The sequence below is a fragment of the Desulfoprunum sp. genome (assembly GCF_053613775.1).
In genome coordinates this window covers 71,092-86,650 of sequence record NZ_JBSHXH010000009.1, presented here as the reverse complement: position 1 = coordinate 86,650, position 15,559 = coordinate 71,092, and the positions used below count along the sequence as shown (strand labels likewise).

12 protein-coding genes and 1 tRNA gene are annotated in these 15,559 nt (G+C 48.9%); all 13 read left to right on the top strand.

Annotated features, from left to right (window positions below; all coding sequences use genetic code 11):
- Positions 1-57: 57 nt before the first annotated feature.
- The 13 genes from rpmG (at position 58) to fusA (ending at position 15,547) form a co-directional block, all read left to right on the top strand.
- The gene (rpmG, locus tag ACWGKN_RS18395; protein WP_424255612.1) at positions 58-207 is read left to right on the top strand and encodes a 50S ribosomal protein L33; all 150 of its coding nucleotides are present in this window, start codon (positions 58-60) and stop codon (positions 205-207) included.
- Positions 208-213: 6 nt separating this feature from the next.
- Positions 214-289 (top strand) — tRNA-Trp (locus tag ACWGKN_RS18390).
- A 91-nt stretch (positions 290-380) separates the two neighbouring features.
- Positions 381-629, top strand: a complete 249-nt coding sequence (gene secE / locus ACWGKN_RS18385) for a preprotein translocase subunit SecE (protein ID WP_424255614.1) — start codon at positions 381-383, stop codon at positions 627-629.
- 83 nt (positions 630-712) lie between these two features.
- Complete coding sequence (nusG, locus tag ACWGKN_RS18380; protein ID WP_424255616.1) at positions 713-1,246, top strand: transcription termination/antitermination protein NusG; 534 nt, start codon at positions 713-715, stop codon at positions 1,244-1,246.
- Between the two features lie 98 nt (positions 1,247-1,344).
- Positions 1,345-1,770: a 50S ribosomal protein L11 gene (rplK, locus tag ACWGKN_RS18375; protein ID WP_424255618.1), complete on the top strand. Its 426-nt coding sequence runs from the start codon at positions 1,345-1,347 to the stop codon at positions 1,768-1,770.
- Positions 1,771-1,836: 66 nt separating this feature from the next.
- A complete protein-coding gene (rplA, locus tag ACWGKN_RS18370) occupies positions 1,837-2,541 on the top strand; it encodes a 50S ribosomal protein L1 (RefSeq protein WP_424255620.1) in 705 nt (234 codons plus the stop codon).
- Between the two features lie 224 nt (positions 2,542-2,765).
- On the top strand, positions 2,766-3,293 hold the full coding sequence (gene rplJ, locus ACWGKN_RS18365) for a 50S ribosomal protein L10 (RefSeq protein WP_035234634.1): 528 nt from the start codon (positions 2,766-2,768) through the stop codon (positions 3,291-3,293).
- Between the two features lie 66 nt (positions 3,294-3,359).
- Complete coding sequence (gene rplL, locus ACWGKN_RS18360) at positions 3,360-3,737, top strand: 50S ribosomal protein L7/L12 (RefSeq protein WP_035234635.1); 378 nt, start codon at positions 3,360-3,362, stop codon at positions 3,735-3,737.
- A 367-nt stretch (positions 3,738-4,104) separates the two neighbouring features.
- On the top strand, positions 4,105-8,181 hold the full coding sequence (gene rpoB, locus ACWGKN_RS18355) for a DNA-directed RNA polymerase subunit beta (protein WP_035234636.1): 4,077 nt from the start codon (positions 4,105-4,107) through the stop codon (positions 8,179-8,181).
- Positions 8,182-8,319: 138 nt separating this feature from the next.
- Positions 8,320-12,378, top strand: a complete 4,059-nt coding sequence (gene rpoC, locus ACWGKN_RS18350) for a DNA-directed RNA polymerase subunit beta' (protein ID WP_035234637.1) — start codon at positions 8,320-8,322, stop codon at positions 12,376-12,378.
- A gap of 148 nt (positions 12,379-12,526) precedes the next feature.
- The gene (gene rpsL / locus ACWGKN_RS18345) at positions 12,527-12,898 is read left to right on the top strand and encodes a 30S ribosomal protein S12 (protein ID WP_035234638.1); all 372 of its coding nucleotides are present in this window, start codon (positions 12,527-12,529) and stop codon (positions 12,896-12,898) included.
- A gap of 29 nt (positions 12,899-12,927) precedes the next feature.
- The gene (gene rpsG, locus ACWGKN_RS18340) at positions 12,928-13,401 is read left to right on the top strand and encodes a 30S ribosomal protein S7 (RefSeq protein ID WP_035234639.1); all 474 of its coding nucleotides are present in this window, start codon (positions 12,928-12,930) and stop codon (positions 13,399-13,401) included.
- Positions 13,402-13,465: 64 nt separating this feature from the next.
- Positions 13,466-15,547, top strand: coding sequence for an elongation factor G (gene fusA / locus ACWGKN_RS18335; RefSeq protein ID WP_452095763.1), 2,082 nt, complete (start codon positions 13,466-13,468; stop codon positions 15,545-15,547).
- Positions 15,548-15,559 lie beyond the last annotated feature (12 nt).

Below are 15,559 nucleotides of genomic sequence, written 5' to 3'. Positions count from 1 at the left end.
CAAGCTAACCACCCTGCTCTTTTGATAGAGCAGGGTGATTTTTATTTAGGAAAAAATATGCGAGACATAATCACGCTAGCATGTGGAACCTGCAAACGCAGGAATTACACCACGACCAAAAACAAGAAGAATACCCCGAATAAACTTGAATTTAAGAAGTATTGCCCATTTTGCCGGGCTCATTTACCGCACAAAGAGACAAAATAATGTGATAGGCCAGTAGCTCGAATGGTAGAGCACCGGACTCCAAATCCGGGGGTTGGGGGTTCGAGTCCCTCCTGGCCTGCCAGTTGTAAAAATCATATTATTCCCAAAGCTTGGTGAATATGATCATATCATTAAGCGAGTTCGAGTTCTCGAAATAACAGAGCGTAGGATGTATGACAAATAAGGCCAAAGATAAAAAGCCAGTTTCCGATAGTGCCGAGTCGGTTTCTCCATATTCACCAACACAGATAAAAAAATTTATTCTGGAAGTGAAAGTTGAATTTGGAAAGATTGTTTGGCCTGACAAAAAAATGACATTAGGGTTGACTGGAATTGTTGTCGTTATGGCTATGGTCTTATCGTTTTATCTAGGGTCTATAGATCTCGTTATCGGTAAAATTGTCAGTAGTTTACTCAGATAATACCAGTAAATTAAGTTAATAGAGATAACTCCAGGGAACGTAACCGATCTAACGCCAGCCTATAAAGCTTTTCTGAAATCATAATGGAAAAAAAATGGTACATACTTCAGGTTCATTCTGGATTTGAAGAAAAGGTTAAGGCAACCCTTGAGGAGAGAATTCGAAAGGAAGGTCTCGAGGAGTTTTTCGGTGGTTTCCTTATACCTACTGAACAAGTTGTTGAAATGATAAAAGGATCCAGGAAAACCTCATCGAGGAGGTTCTTCCCCGGATACATGCTTGTGAGTATGGTGCTCAATGACAGGACCTGGCATACCGTTCATGAAAACATGCCAAGGGTCGTTGGTTTTGTGGGTGATGATGTCAATCCGGTGCCGTTGTCAGATGAAGATGCTGCAAAAATAATCGGACGGATACAGGATGGATCTGAAAGACCGAGACCGAAAGTCATATTTGATATAGGTGAAGTTGTGCGGGTCATCGATGGTCCGTTTGCGAATTTTCAAGGAGTTGTTGACGAGGTTTTTCCGGAAAAAGGCCGTGTACGTGTCATGGTATCGATTTTTGGGCGTGAGACCCCGGTCGAATTGGAATTCGTTCAAGTATCAAATACATGAAATAGGGTAGTAGGGAGGCCGAATGATAGAATATAATTCTTTTTGTTCAAACCTTCCGAATTTCACTACGATGTCGAAATGTGAGAGGTTGAAATAAAATGGCTAAAAAAATTACTGCATACGTCAAATTACAGATTCCAGCGGGGAAGGCAAACCCCTCTCCTCCTGTTGGGCCTGCCTTGGGACAGCAAGGTGTGAATATTATGGAATTCTGTAAAGCATTCAATGCTAAAACACAGTCCATGGGGGATACCATTGTCCCTGTTGTGATTACGGTGTATCAGGATCGTTCGTTCACTTTTATTACCAAAACACCGCCGGCTTCAGTACTGTTGAAGAAAGCTGCTGGTCTGCAGAAGGGATCAAGCAATCCGAAAGTTGATCGTGTCGCTGAATTAAGCAGAGACAAAATACGGGAAATCGCCGAAACGAAAATGCCTGATCTGAACGCCTATGATGTTGCGAGTGCTATGAAAATTATTGAAGGTACCGCACGAAGTGTAGGTATTACAATTGTTGATTAATAAATTCAATTAACACTGCTGAACGGAGCTTTTCCTCTGCTTCGTCAAAAGTAGGAGGCGATAGATATGCCGAAACATGGAAAAAACCATAGAAACAAACTTGCTACTATAGATCGTACCATCCTCCACACCCTGGAGGAAGGAATTAAAATGGCATTGGCATCAAGCTATGCCAAATTCGACGAAACATTTGACATTGCAATGAAACTGGGAGTTGATCCCAGGCACGCTGACCAGATGATTCGTTCATCGGTAGTTCTGCCACATGGTACCGGTAAAGTTACCAGGGTTCTTGTATTTGCGAAAGGACCTAAAGAGACGGAAGCGATTGAAGCTGGTGCTGATTTTGTTGGGGCAGATGATCTTGTTGCAAAAATCCAAGGGGGCTGGCTTGATTTTGACAAAACAGTAGCCACTCCGGATATGATGGGTACTGTAGGAAAGATAGGTCGTATTCTCGGACCACGGAACCTGATGCCAAATGCCAAGCTTGGTACTGTTACCTTTGATGTCGCTAATGTCGTGAAAGATATCAAGAGTGGAAAAGTAGACTTCAAGGTTGATAAAGCTGGAATCATTCATGCCGGTCTTGGGAAGGTGTCATTCGGGGATAAGAAATTATACGATAATATATTGACACTTATAGAAAAGATCGTTCAGCTCAAGCCGTCGACAAGCAAAGGGATTTATCTTCGTTCCGTCACTCTATCGACGACAATGGGTCCTGGGGTCAAGATTGATCCCCTGAATGTCAGAAGTTTAGTTAAATAAGGTATTAGAGGAATATTTTCCTCAACTTATATTTTGGATAACGTCGAAGACAGCGGGAACAATCGTTTAATCGCATGAAATTCATGCGTCCTGCCGAGACTAAGGTGAAATGAATCATCAATCCCATTGTGAATAATTCGTTCCAATGGGTATTAAGCCTCTCTTGAACGTTGTAACTGCTTCTTTGAACCCTTTTAAAATTTAACCAATCAGGGAGGAGTACATTGAATCGTGATGAAAAAACAGCAATAGTCGCGGAATTGAACGATTCCTTCAGCCGTGCCAAATTTGCGGTTGTTGCAGACTATTGTGGTTTGAAAGTTTCGGAATTGCAACAGATTCGTATCGATCTGAGAAACTGCGACTCTGAAATCCGCGTGGCCAAGAATACTCTTTTAAAGAAAGCAGTTCAAAACACCGATAGTGTTTCGCTCAGTGACGATTTTTCAGGAACAACTGCTGTCGTGATTGCCTACGGTGATCCAATATTGCCTGCCAAAGTAGTGGCAAAATTTGCAGATGAACATGAAAAATTTAAAATCAGATCTGCTTCTTTTGATGGCAGTAAAATTGGTGTTGAGGAGTTGATCGCTTTATCGAAATTGCCATCGAAAGATGTGTTGCTAGGACAACTGCTTTCAGTGATGAATGCTGTACCTACGGGTCTTGTTCGTGTGCTTTCGGGCGTACCACGGACATTTCTCTACGGGCTGCAGGCGATAAAGGATCAGAAAGAGCAGGCTGCCAACTAATCGATCATGCTCGTGACTGCATGAGAATGATAGAGAATCTTTACAATTCAAGCGAGGTATAATCAAATGGCTGTTACAAAAGAAGATGTGATTGATTTTATAGCAAACATGACCGTTCTCGAGCTCTCTGTTCTGATCAAGGAGCTGGAAGAAAAATTCGGCGTTTCTGCCGCTGCTCCGGTTGCGGTTGCTGCTGCCGGTCCTGTTGTGGCCGAGGCTGCAGCAGAAGAAAAGACAGAATTTGATGTTATTTTAACATCTGTCGGTGACCAGAAGATCAAAGTAATTAAAGAAGTACGGGCTATTACCGGCCTCGGATTGAAAGAGGCGAAAGACCTGGTTGAAGGTGCTCCGCAGACAGTGAAAGAAGGTGTTTCCAAGGATGAAGCTGCGGCAATCAAGAAACAGATCGAAGAGGCTGGTGGAGCTATCGAGATCAAGTAATATATTCATTCATTGTCATCCTTTGTGGATGACAATTATTGGTAACTGACACGCTACGGGTTAATTCCCGTAGCGTGTCGCGTTTAGGAAAGCAATAAAGGTAGTTCGTAAATAGTATTATTAAATCAAATAATTGAACTGTGACTCTCTCGTGTTGGTCACTTCAATCTACCATTGAGAAAGGAACTACTATGCTTAACATAAACTGTACTCTTTCAGTGCGGGAACAGCCATTGGTTTTTCCTTTCAAGGTCGTATTTCTTCTGCATTGCACTTTCTGCCCCCTCTGATCTCCACGCTTAAGCTAGTTTAAGATCCGACTGAAAACATTTAGTTTTAAGATCTTACGGCAACCTCGAGGAAAACTATGGAACGAGTTAGAAAAAATTTTGCGACAGCGGATTGCATTATTGAACCACCACATTTGATTTCAATGCAGCGGATTTCTTATGAGAAATTCCTGCAAATGGATCGTGAGCCAGATGAACGTGAAGATTATGGTTTGCAGGCAATTCTCAAGTCTATATTTCCTATAAGAGATTTTAATGGGCAATGCTCGCTCGAGTTTGTGCGATATAAATTTGGAGAACCGAAGTATACCGTAGAAGAATGTCAGCAGCGAGGAATGAGTTATGAAATTCCGCTGAAAATAGTAGTTCGCCTGATTACCTACGATGTAGACGAGGAAACTGGTGTTCAATCCATACGTGATATCAAAGAGCAAGAGGTTTTCCTCGGCTCCTTGCCGTTGATGACAGGGGATGGAGTTTTCGTCATCAATGGAACAGAACGAGTTATTGTATCGCAACTCCAGCGGTCGCCAGGCCTGTTTTATACCCACGATAACGGCAAGAGTCACGCGAGCGGCAAGCTTCTATATTCCGCAAGGATCATTCCCGTCAGAGGTTCTTGGATCGATTTGGAGTTCGATATCAAGGATATATTGCATGTACGAATTGACAGGCGACGGAAATTCCCCGCAACTACGCTGCTCAAGGCGATAGGATATACTTCGGAAGAGTTATTGCAGGAATTCTATCCAATCAACACCATCAAACGGGATGGGGAAAATTTTTTCTGCAGTTTCGATGAGGAAACCGCAATCAACCAGAGGCTTGAATTTGATCTTGTAAATCCCCTGGATGGTGAAATTTTATCAAAAAAAGGTCGGAAAATTACTTCAAATCTCTGCAAGAAAATCAAATCAGCCGGAATTGAATACCTGAAGATCTCGAAGGAGGCTGTCGTCACGAGAATCCTCGCAAAAGGGATTTTTGATCCGACAACAGGTGAAGCTATTGCGCTATGCAATACCGAAATTACCGATACCCTGCTCGATACCTTGAAGGATGCCGGGATCTCTGAATTTTTGATCTTGATGATCGATGGAGTTAAGTATTCGGACTCCTTCAGCAAGACCTTGGCTTCCGATAAGGTCGCCGGGACTGAAGAGGCTCTGTTGGAGATTTACAGGCGTCTTCGTCCGTCCAGTCCGCCAACCGTTGAAGTTGCCCAATCCTTCTTTGATAATCTGTTTTTCAATCAGGATCTCTATGACCTGTCTGAGGTCGGTCGCTACAAGATTAATGCGAAACTTGGCCTTGATATTGACATATCCAACAGGGCCTTGACACGCGAAGATATACTCTATTCAATCCGCCATCTGGTGCGGTTGAAGGATACACAGGGCGGGGTAGATGATATCGATCATCTCGGTAACCGGAGGGTGCGTACGGTTGGTGAGCTTGTGGAAAACCAGTACCGCATGGGTCTGGTCAGGATGGAACGGGCAATCAAGGAAAGGATGACTCTGCAGGATGTTGAAACCCTCATGCCGCATGATCTCGTCAATCCGAAGCCCATATCCGCTGCAATCAAGGAGTTCTTTGGCACCAGTCAATTATCCCAGTTCATGGATCAGACCAATCCATTGTCCGAGGTCACTCACAAGAGGCGTCTCAGTGCTCTTGGACCTGGAGGCTTATCCAGGGAGCGGGCAGGGTTTGAGGTTCGGGATGTTCATCCGACTCATTACGGCAGAATCTGTCCTGTTGAGACACCTGAGGGACCGAACATTGGTTTGATCGTCTCACTTGCGACCTATGCCAGGATTAATCCCTATGGTTTTATCGAAACTCCTTACAGAAAGGTGGAAGAGAGGATTGTTCTTGACGAGGTCAAGTATCTGAGTGCGTTGCAAGAACAGAAGCATGTCATCGCTCCTGCTCTGGTCGAGATGGATGACCAAAGAAGAATCACTCTGGACAATCTCATCGTTCGCGAGGACGGAGAGGTCGTTACCTCAACGGCTGACAAGATTACGTACATGGACATTGCTCCGAATCAACTTGTCAGTGTTGCAGCGTCTCTTATTCCATTTCTTGAAAACGATGATGCAAACCGTGCTCTCATGGGATCAAACATGCAGAGACAGGCTGTCCCTTTGATGGTGACGAAGGCTCCACTCGTCGGTACAGGGATGGAACGATACGTTGCCAGAGATTCAGGCGCCTGCCTGCTCAGTGCTGGTGATGGTATTGTCGAAGAGGCTGATTCGAACAGGATTGTTGTTCGCTATGATAAACCCGGCGTTGATGGGTACGATACCGGAGTTGCGGTATATCGTTTAGGGAAATACAAAAAATCAAATCAGAACACCTGTTTCAACCAGACGCCGTTGATTGTTCCTGGAACTCGGGTTACCCAAGGAACGGTACTCGCGGATGGTCCATCCTGTGACCAGGGCGAACTCGCACTCGGCAAGAATGTGACAATCGCCTTCATGCCATGGCGCGGGTTCAACTTCGAGGATTCGATTCTCGTCAACGAGCGTCTGCTGAAGGAAGATACCTTCACTTCGGTCCATATCGAGGTGTTTGAGACGATGGCTCGTGACACCAAACTCGGCAAGGAAGAGATAACCAGAGATATTCCCAATGTCAGTGAGGAAACACTTCGAAACCTCGATGACTCCGGTATTGTCAGAATTGGTGCCGAGGTGAAGGCCGGTGATACCCTTGTCGGCAAGGTTACTCCAAAAGGTGAGACCGTTCTGTCTCCCGAGGAAAAACTTTTAAGGGCGATCTTTGGTGAAAAAGCCCAGGATGTGAAGGATTCCTCCCTGCGGGTTCCGCCCGGGGTATCCGGCATTGTTATCGATGCCAAGGTATTTTCCCGCAAAGGAGTGGATAAGGACGAGCGATCACTGATGATCGAGGATCTCGAAATTGAGAAACTCAATCAGGATAAAATCGATGAAATACGGAGCCTGAAACGAGGTGTCTGCAGAGAGATAGGCAATATTATTGAAGGCCGGACCGCTAAAGCCGATATTATTGGAATTAACGGACAAGTTGTCGTCAAGCTGGGCAAAAAGATCACGGCGGACATGGCATTGGAGATAGGGTTTCATAACCTGCGAGACATCGATTTTTCGGAAAAGTCGAAGTATGAAGACCTGATTGACGCAGCCTTTGCCCGGTATGAAAAGCAGGCCCGTTTGATATCCGAACGATATGAAGGGATTATCGATCGGATGCGGAAAGGGGACGATTTGCCTCCAGGTGTTGTAAAGATGGTGAAGGTCTATGTGGCCACGAAGAGAAAGCTGTCTGTAGGCGACAAAATGGCCGGACGGCATGGCAACAAGGGTGTTGTCTCTCGTCTGTTGCCGGAAGAAGATATGCCTTTCTTTGCCGATGGTACCTCGGTCGACATCGTGCTCAACCCATTGGGCGTTCCTTCGCGTATGAACGTCGGCCAGGTGCTTGAGGTTCACCTTGGCTTTGCGGCCAAAAAACTAGGTGAACAGCTGGCTAAGTTGGCCAACGAACATGCAGCCGATGCGATCAAGAAAAAACTGGCCCTGATCTACAGCCCTGGAGAGTACGAGGCGATCGTATCCGGCAAGGATGATGAAGCGTTGATCGCCTGGACCAGAGAGCACCAGAATGGCCTGTTTGTAGCGACCCCGGTCTTTGATGGAGCGGAGGAAGGACAGATCCGCCGACTGCTGGTTGAGGCAGGGGTTGATGAAGTCGGACAGAGCCAGCTCTATGATGGCCTGACGGGGGAACCGTTTGCCAACAAGGTAACCGTTGGCGTCATGTATATGCTGAAACTCCATCATCTTGTCGACAACAAGATACACGCCCGCTCTACTGGACCATACTCATTGGTGACCCAGCAGCCATTGGGGGGTAAGGCTCAATTCGGTGGGCAACGGTTGGGTGAGATGGAGGTCTGGGCGATGGAAGCCTATGGGGCTGCCTATACCTTGAAGGAATTTCTCACAGCTAAATCAGATGATGTCGAGGGCCGGACCACCATGTACGAGCGCATAGTCAAGGGTAATAATTTCCTGACAACTGGCCTGCCAGAATCATTCCATGTTCTTGTCAAAGAATTGCAGGGATTGTGTCTCAATATGGAACTGATTGAGTAATAGAAGCCCGGTTGTGAGATCGTCGACCGAGACTTGAGCCAATTTCAATAATATTGCCCATATAGGGGACAATCTCTTCAAGATCCGACAGCAGCTTCTGCTGTCGGATGAATCCTTTGTAAAGGGAGAGGTGATAGCGTGGAAGAGCTTTTTAATTTTTTTCAGAAACCGAAAGCCCCCGCACAATTCAGGAAGGTGAAGATCTCGCTTGCTTCACCAGAAAAGATCATGGATTGGTCGCATGGTGAGGTCAAGAAACCGGAGACCATCAATTACCGCACATTCAAACCTGAGCGGGATGGGCTTTTCTGTGCCAAGATTTTCGGACCGGTCAAGGATTTCGAATGCAACTGCGGCAAATATAAGCGCATGAAGCATCGCGGTGTGGTCTGTGAAAAATGTGGTGTCGAAGTCATCCAATCGAAGGTCAGAAGGGAGAGGCTCGGCCATATCAAACTCGCCGCCCCGGTCGCCCACATCTGGTTTCTCAAGAGCCTGCCGAGCAAGATCGGTGCGGTTCTCGACATGACACTCAAGCAGCTTGAAAAGATTCTTTATTTTGAGCAGTATGCCGTGGTCGAATCCGAGGTCGAAAGCCTGCCGCAAGGGAAACTGCTCAGCGAGGATCAGTATCGGCAGATGCGTGAGGAATTTCCCGGAAAATTTCGTGTTGGTATTGGCGCCGAAGCAATCCGCGACCTGCTGGCCAGCAAGGATCTCGTGGCGCTGTCGAAGGAATTGCGGGAGGAGATGGCGACCACTAATTCTCAGACCAAGCGGCAGAAGCTCGGGAAGCGGTTGTTTGTCATCGAGTCGTTCTGCGAGTCCGGCAATAAACCGGAGTGGATGGTGCTGGAGGTTATTCCCGTCCTGCCACCTGACCTCCGTCCTCTCGTCCCTCTGGAAGGAGGCAGGTTCGCCACTTCCGATCTCAACGACCTTTATCGACGGGTGATCAATCGCAACAATCGGCTCAAGCGGCTTCTGGAACTCGATGCCCCGGATATCATCATCCGCAACGAGAAACGGATGCTGCAGGAGGCCGTCGATGTCCTGTTCGACAATGGCCGCCGCGGCAGGGTTATCACCGGAGCGAACAAGCGGCCGTTGAAATCCCTTTCCGATATGCTGAAAGGCAAGCAGGGACGGTTCAGGCAGAATCTGCTCGGCAAGCGCGTCGACTATTCGGGACGGTCAGTCATTGTCGTCGGCCCGCATCTGCGGTTGCATCAGTGCGGCATTCCCAAAAAAATGGCACTTGAGCTGTTCAAGCCCTTTATTTACAACAAACTTGAGCGCAAAGGGTTTGTCACGACCATCAAGAGTGCGCGGAAGATGGTCGAGAAGGGTGTCAAGGAGGTGTGGGATGTCCTGGATGAAGTGGTCACCGAATACCCGGTTATCCTGAACCGTGCCCCAACTCTCCACCGCCTCGGCATGCAGGCCTTTGAGGCTGTCCTGATCGAGGGCAAGGCCATCCAACTGCACCCGTTGGTCTGCATGGCCTTCAATGCCGACTTCGATGGCGACCAGATGGCCGTCCACGTGCCCCTTTCGGTTGAGGCCCAGGTCGAGGCCAGGGTCCTGATGATGTCGACCAACAACATCCTGTCGCCGGCGAATGGCGAACCGGTCATCATCCCCTCGCAGGATATCGTGCTCGGCCTCTATTACATGACTCGTGAGAGGATCAACGTCGCCGGCGAGGGCAAGGTCTTCTCCAGCCCGGTCGAGGCGATGATCGCCTACGACTACGATCAGGTGCACCTTCAGGCCAAGATCAGGGTGCGGATGAGCGGCGAGATGATCGATACCACGATGGGGAGGATCATTCTCGGGCAACTCCTGCCGACCAGCGTTCCGTTCAAGGAAGTCAATCGGGTCCTGAGCAAGAAGGCCCTGGCGCAGCTCATTGATTTCACGTATCGCAATGCCGGGACCAAAGACACCGTCATTGTCGCCGACCGTCTCAAGGATATCGGCTATGAGTATGCGACGAAGGCGGGGATATCGATCTGTATCAATGACATGAAGATTCCGCTGAGCAAGGAAGACTTCATCGAGAAGGCCGAAAAGGACGTGCTTGATGTCGAGCAGCAGTACACCGACGGTCTGATCACTTCCGGAGAAAAATATAACAAGGTCGTTGATATCTGGTCGAAGGTCACTGAAGATGTCGCCAACGAGATGATGAACGAAATCAAGGTGGAATACTTCCGCGACAAGGACAACAAACTCGTGGAGTCGCCCAGTTTCAACTCGATCTTCATCATGGCCGACTCGGGTGCCCGTGGTTCGCGCGATCAGATCCGTCAGCTTGCAGGCATGCGCGGTCTGATGGCCAAGCCTTCCGGGGCCATTATCGAGACTCCGATCAAGGCGAACTTTCGTGAAGGTCTTGGGGTTCTGGAATATTTCATCTCCACCCACGGTGCCCGCAAGGGTCTTGCCGACACGGCACTCAAGACCGCCAACTCCGGCTACCTGACCAGGCGTCTTGTCGATGTGGCCCAGGAATCGACAATTGTCGAACGTGACTGCCAGACCCTGGATGGTATCGTTGCGGAACCGCTGCTTGATGGTGGAGAGATCATTGTACCGCTCGGTGATCGTATCCTCGGGCGGGTTGCCTTGGAAGATGTCTGCGACCCCTATAGCGACGAGGTTCTGGTCGAGGCCGGAAACGAAATCACCGAAGAGAAGGTGCGTCTGATCGAGGAGGCTGGTATTGATCGGGTCATGATCAGGTCAGTGCTCTCCTGCAGGTCGCGGAGGGGTGTCTGTGCCGCCTGCTACGGTCGCGATCTCGGCCGTGGCCATATGGTCAATATCGGTGAGGCCATCGGTGTCATTGCCGCGCAGTCGATTGGTGAACCCGGCACTCAGCTGACCATGCGTACGTTCCATATTGGCGGTACGGCTCGCCGTTCAGTTGAGCAGGCCGAGTTGAAGACCCAGCGTGGTGGCAAGGTCGGCTTCAAGAATCTCCACTTCGTTGAGAACGCTGATGGTGTTAAGATCGTCATGAACCGCAACGCCGAGATTTCGATCATGGATGAACTCGGACGCGAGCGTGAGCGGTTCAAAGTCAACTACGGTGCCCAGATAACTGTGGAAGAAGGGGCGGAGGTCGCTGCCGGAACCATACTGGCCGATTGGGATGCCTATACGATTCCGATCGTTGCCGAGGTGGGTGGAACGATCAAGTATGGTGACATTTTCGAGGGCATCACCATGCAGGAAAAGGTGGATGTCGTCACCGGAAAATCGTCGATGGTCATCATCCATTCAGCCGGTAGTTCCCAGCTCAACCCCCGTATTTCAGTAAAGGGTGATAAGGGAAAGACCCTCAAACTTCCTGATTCCGAGGCCTATGCGCGTTACAGTCTTCCTGTCGGATCGATCATATCGGTCAACGAGGGTGACGTGATCATGCCGGGAACGGTCGTCGGAAAAATTCCGCGTGAGACTTCCAAGACCAAGGATATCACCGGTGGACTGCCACGTGTCGCCGAATTGTTTGAGGTCCGCAAGCCAAAAGAGCCGGCCATTATCTCGGAGATTGACGGGCGGGTCAGTTTCGGCAAGGAATTGAAAGGGAAGAGAAGGGTTCTTATTACACCTGAGTATGGTGAGCCCCAGGAATATCTCGTACCCAAAGCCAAGCATATCATTGTGCATGAGGGTGACTACGTGCAGGCCGGCGAACCGTTGATGGAAGGTACCGTTGTCCCTAACGACATCCTCAGGGTCCTCGGGGTCAAGGAGCTTGCCAAGTTTCTGGTAAATGAGATCCAGGAAGTCTACCGGTTGCAGGGTGTCAAGATCAACGACAAGCATATCGAGGTCATCGTTCGTCAGATGCTGCGAAGGGTTCAGATCACATCGGCTGGTGATTCCAGATTCATGATCGGAGAGCAGGTGGAATGGTGGAAATTCGAGGACGAACGTGATCGACTGATCGCCGCGGGGCAGGCACCACCGGTTGCTGAACCGATGCTGTTGGGTGTGACGAAGGCCTCTCTTTCTACCGAGAGTTTCATTTCTGCAGCCTCCTTCCAGGAAACGACGAAGGTACTGACCAACGCGGCGATGGCTGGAAAGATCGACGAACTCGTTGGACTGAAAGAAAATGTTATCATGGGACGACTTATCTCTGCAGGAACTGGCCTAAGGGGTAATGGGATCGAGCAATAATTCCTCTTGGGGCGTTAGTTTTTCGTCTTGACACTTAACAGGAGTTAGAGTAATTATTTCTGCTTTCGTGCTGCAATTTGTCTATTGATCTGCATCCCGATAGTCGGACTAAGAGGAAAAAGGTAGAAAAACAGGAGCTGTAATAGCAATGCCGACAATTAATCAACTTGTAAGGCTGGGGAGGGAGAAGATTGTCAAAAAGACAAACACCCCTGCCTTGAAAGGATCTCCTCAAAAAAGAGGGGTCTGTGTACGTGTGTATACCACAACCCCTAAAAAACCGAACTCGGCTCTTCGTAAGGTTGCGAGAGTGAGGCTCACCAATGGTATAGAGGTCACATCCTATATCCCCGGTATCGGGCATAACCTTCAGGAGCATTCGGTGGTCCTGATACGTGGAGGCAGGGTCAAGGACCTTCCTGGTGTGCGCTATCATATAATTCGTGGCACTCTGGATACACTCGGTGTGACTGCACGACGACAGGGTCGTTCGAAATATGGAGCAAAACGGCCTTCTTGATGGCTGGTTGCTGAAAAAGAGAGGTAGGAATGTCGCGTAGAAAGACAGCAGAGAGACGGCCAATTGACGCAGATGAGCGTTTTGGCAGTGTGTTGGTTAGCAAATTCACCAACGGCCTGATGGAACGAGGGAAGAAAAGCATTGCCCAGCGCATTTTTTATGATGCTATGGACATTGTCACCTCCAAGGTGCAGGAGGCCGATGCGCTGACGGTATTCGAAGAGGCGATGGAAAAGGTCCGTCCCAAGGTCGAGGTGAAGTCTCGACGTGTTGGCGGTGCCACATACCAGGTCCCGATGGAGGTACGACAGACTCGTCGGAATGCGCTGGCAATACGATGGATTATCAATTACTCAAAATCGCGCTCCGGGAAATCGATGTCTGAAAAACTGGCGGCTGAGATTGTTGATGCCTACAACAACCGCGGGGCGTCTGTGAAAAAACGTGATGATACGCATCGTATGGCTGAGGCGAACAAGGCCTTTGCCCATTATCGGTGGTAGGACTATAGCGTCAGTCCAAGAGGGTCGGCGTCAACGGCGCTAGATGCTATTCTGAGGAACGTCGATGGCGACCCATAGAGAACAACTGGCGAACATGCGCAATATCGGCATAATGGCCCATATTGACGCGGGAAAGACAACGACGACTGAGCGTATACTGTATTATACCGGTAAGTCGTACAAGATTGGTGAGGTCCATGAAGGTACAGCCGTCATGGACTGGATGGAGCAGGAACAGGAGAGAGGGATCACCATAACCTCGGCAGCGACCACCTGTTTTTGGAAAGATACAAAAATCAACATCATTGACACCCCCGGGCACGTCGATTTCACCGTCGAAGTGGAACGATGTCTACGAGTGCTGGACGGGGTAATAGCTGTTTTCTGTGCTGTTGGAGGGGTTGAGCCGCAGTCGGAAACGGTATGGAGGCAGGCGGACAGGTATAGGATCCCGCGGATAGCCTTCATCAACAAGATGGATCGGGTCGGTGCCGACTTCCATCGGTGTGTGACAATGATAGCGGACAGGCTCGGGGCTTGTCCCCTTCCCCTGCAGCTACCAGTGGGGAAGGAAGCCGAATTCGAGGGGGTCGTCGACCTCATTGAGGAGAAGATGCTGCTTTTTACCGAGCAGTCTCTCGGGCAGGAAATCTTAGAGAACGAAATTCCTGCGACATACATAGAAGAATTCACGGCCGCACGTATGGCACTCATCGAGAAGTTGGCCGACTTCGATGAGAGTGTCATGGAAAAATTTGTTGAAGATACACCGGTATCGAAATCAGAAATGTACGCTGCCTTGAGAAAGGCGACGCTGGCACTGCAGGTGGTGCCCGTCCTGTGCGGAAGCGCCTTTAAAAACAAAGGCGTCCAACCGTTGCTTGACGGGATCATACATTATTTGCCGTCGCCATTGGACGCTCCTCCGGTAGTTGGACTCGATCAGAATGGTAACCCTGTTAGCAGAGAAACGGATGCGGCCGGCAAATTTTGCGGCCTCGTATTCAAGCTGATGAGCGATGCTTTTGTAGAGAATCTGGCTTTTATACGGCTGTATTCGGGGTGCATCGCTGTTGGTGATAAAGTCTTCAATTCTCGTAAAGGGAAACAGGAAAAAATTGCCAAGATCTTGAAACTTCATGCCAACAAGCGAGAGGAAGTAGCACAGTTGGAGGCTGGTGATATCGGTGCCATCGTCGGACTGAAGTTTACGACCACCGGCGATACCTTGTGCGAAAAAGGTGATTTTGTCGTGCTGGAAAGCATGGATTTTCCTGAGCCTGTTATCGGTGTTGCAATCGAGCCGAAGAGCAAGGCCGAAGAAAAGAAACTTGAAGAGACGCTGAAAAAAATCGCCCTGGAAGACCCGTCATTCACCATAACCGTGAATGGTGATACCGGTCAGACGATCATCTCCGGTATGGGTGAGCTGCATCTGGAAATAATTGTTGATCGATTGGTAAACGACTTCAAAGTCTCAGCAAATATTGGCAAGCCGCAGGTAGCTTACAAGGAAAGTCTGACCTCCAAGGGAAGGGCCGAAGGGAAATTCGATCAGCTGACTGGTGCGAAAGGGCAGTACGGGCACGTTGAAATCGAGATCGAGCCATTGGGGCGAGGACAAGGATTCGAGTTTGTAATCGTGGTTGATGATCATCAGATACCATCCGTTTTCCTTGCCGCGATACGGAAGAGCGTGATTGACAGCCTTGATGCCGGTCCATTGTTGGGATATCCGCTGACCGACGTGAAAGTCAGTCTGATAGGTGGGTCGTACCACGAAGACGAGTCTACTGACATGGCGTTCGGCATTTCTACTTCGATGGCGATGCGGCGGGCTGCGATTGAAGCGAAACCGGTATTGCTTGAACCGGTTATGGATTTAGAAGTTGTAACTCCTGAAGAGTATTTGGGAGATGTAATTTCTGATCTGAACAGTAAACGAGCTAAGATCATCGGGGTAGAAACTGCAAGCCATTACCACACATTGAAGGCACATGTGCCGTTGTCGGAGATGTTTGGGTACTCGACGGCCTTGCGCTCAGCAACGCAGGGACGTGCCAATTTCACGATGCAATTTCTGGAATATGACGTTGTGCCTGCCGCAAGAGCAGAAGCGATAATTAAGAAAATCAGAGGGATATAGAATAAAAATATC

What these genes read in the sequence shown, in the direction of transcription:
- rplA (WP_424255620.1), top strand. Translation starts at nt 1,837, where the DNA reads ATGCCGAAACATGGAAAAAACCATAGAAACAAACTTGCTACTATAGAT.
- rpsG (WP_035234639.1), top strand. Translation starts at nt 12,928, where the DNA reads ATGTCGCGTAGAAAGACAGCAGAGAGACGGCCAATTGACGCAGATGAG.
- rpsL (WP_035234638.1), top strand. Translation starts at nt 12,527, where the DNA reads ATGCCGACAATTAATCAACTTGTAAGGCTGGGGAGGGAGAAGATTGTC.
- fusA (WP_452095763.1), top strand. Translation starts at nt 13,466, where the DNA reads ATGGCGACCCATAGAGAACAACTGGCGAACATGCGCAATATCGGCATA.
- nusG (WP_424255616.1), top strand. Translation starts at nt 713, where the DNA reads ATGGAAAAAAAATGGTACATACTTCAGGTTCATTCTGGATTTGAAGAA.
- secE (WP_424255614.1), top strand. Translation starts at nt 381, where the DNA reads ATGACAAATAAGGCCAAAGATAAAAAGCCAGTTTCCGATAGTGCCGAG.
- rplK (WP_424255618.1), top strand. Translation starts at nt 1,345, where the DNA reads ATGGCTAAAAAAATTACTGCATACGTCAAATTACAGATTCCAGCGGGG.
- rpmG (WP_424255612.1), top strand. Translation starts at nt 58, where the DNA reads ATGCGAGACATAATCACGCTAGCATGTGGAACCTGCAAACGCAGGAAT.
- rpoB (WP_035234636.1), top strand. Translation starts at nt 4,105, where the DNA reads ATGGAACGAGTTAGAAAAAATTTTGCGACAGCGGATTGCATTATTGAA.
- rplL (WP_035234635.1), top strand. Translation starts at nt 3,360, where the DNA reads ATGGCTGTTACAAAAGAAGATGTGATTGATTTTATAGCAAACATGACC.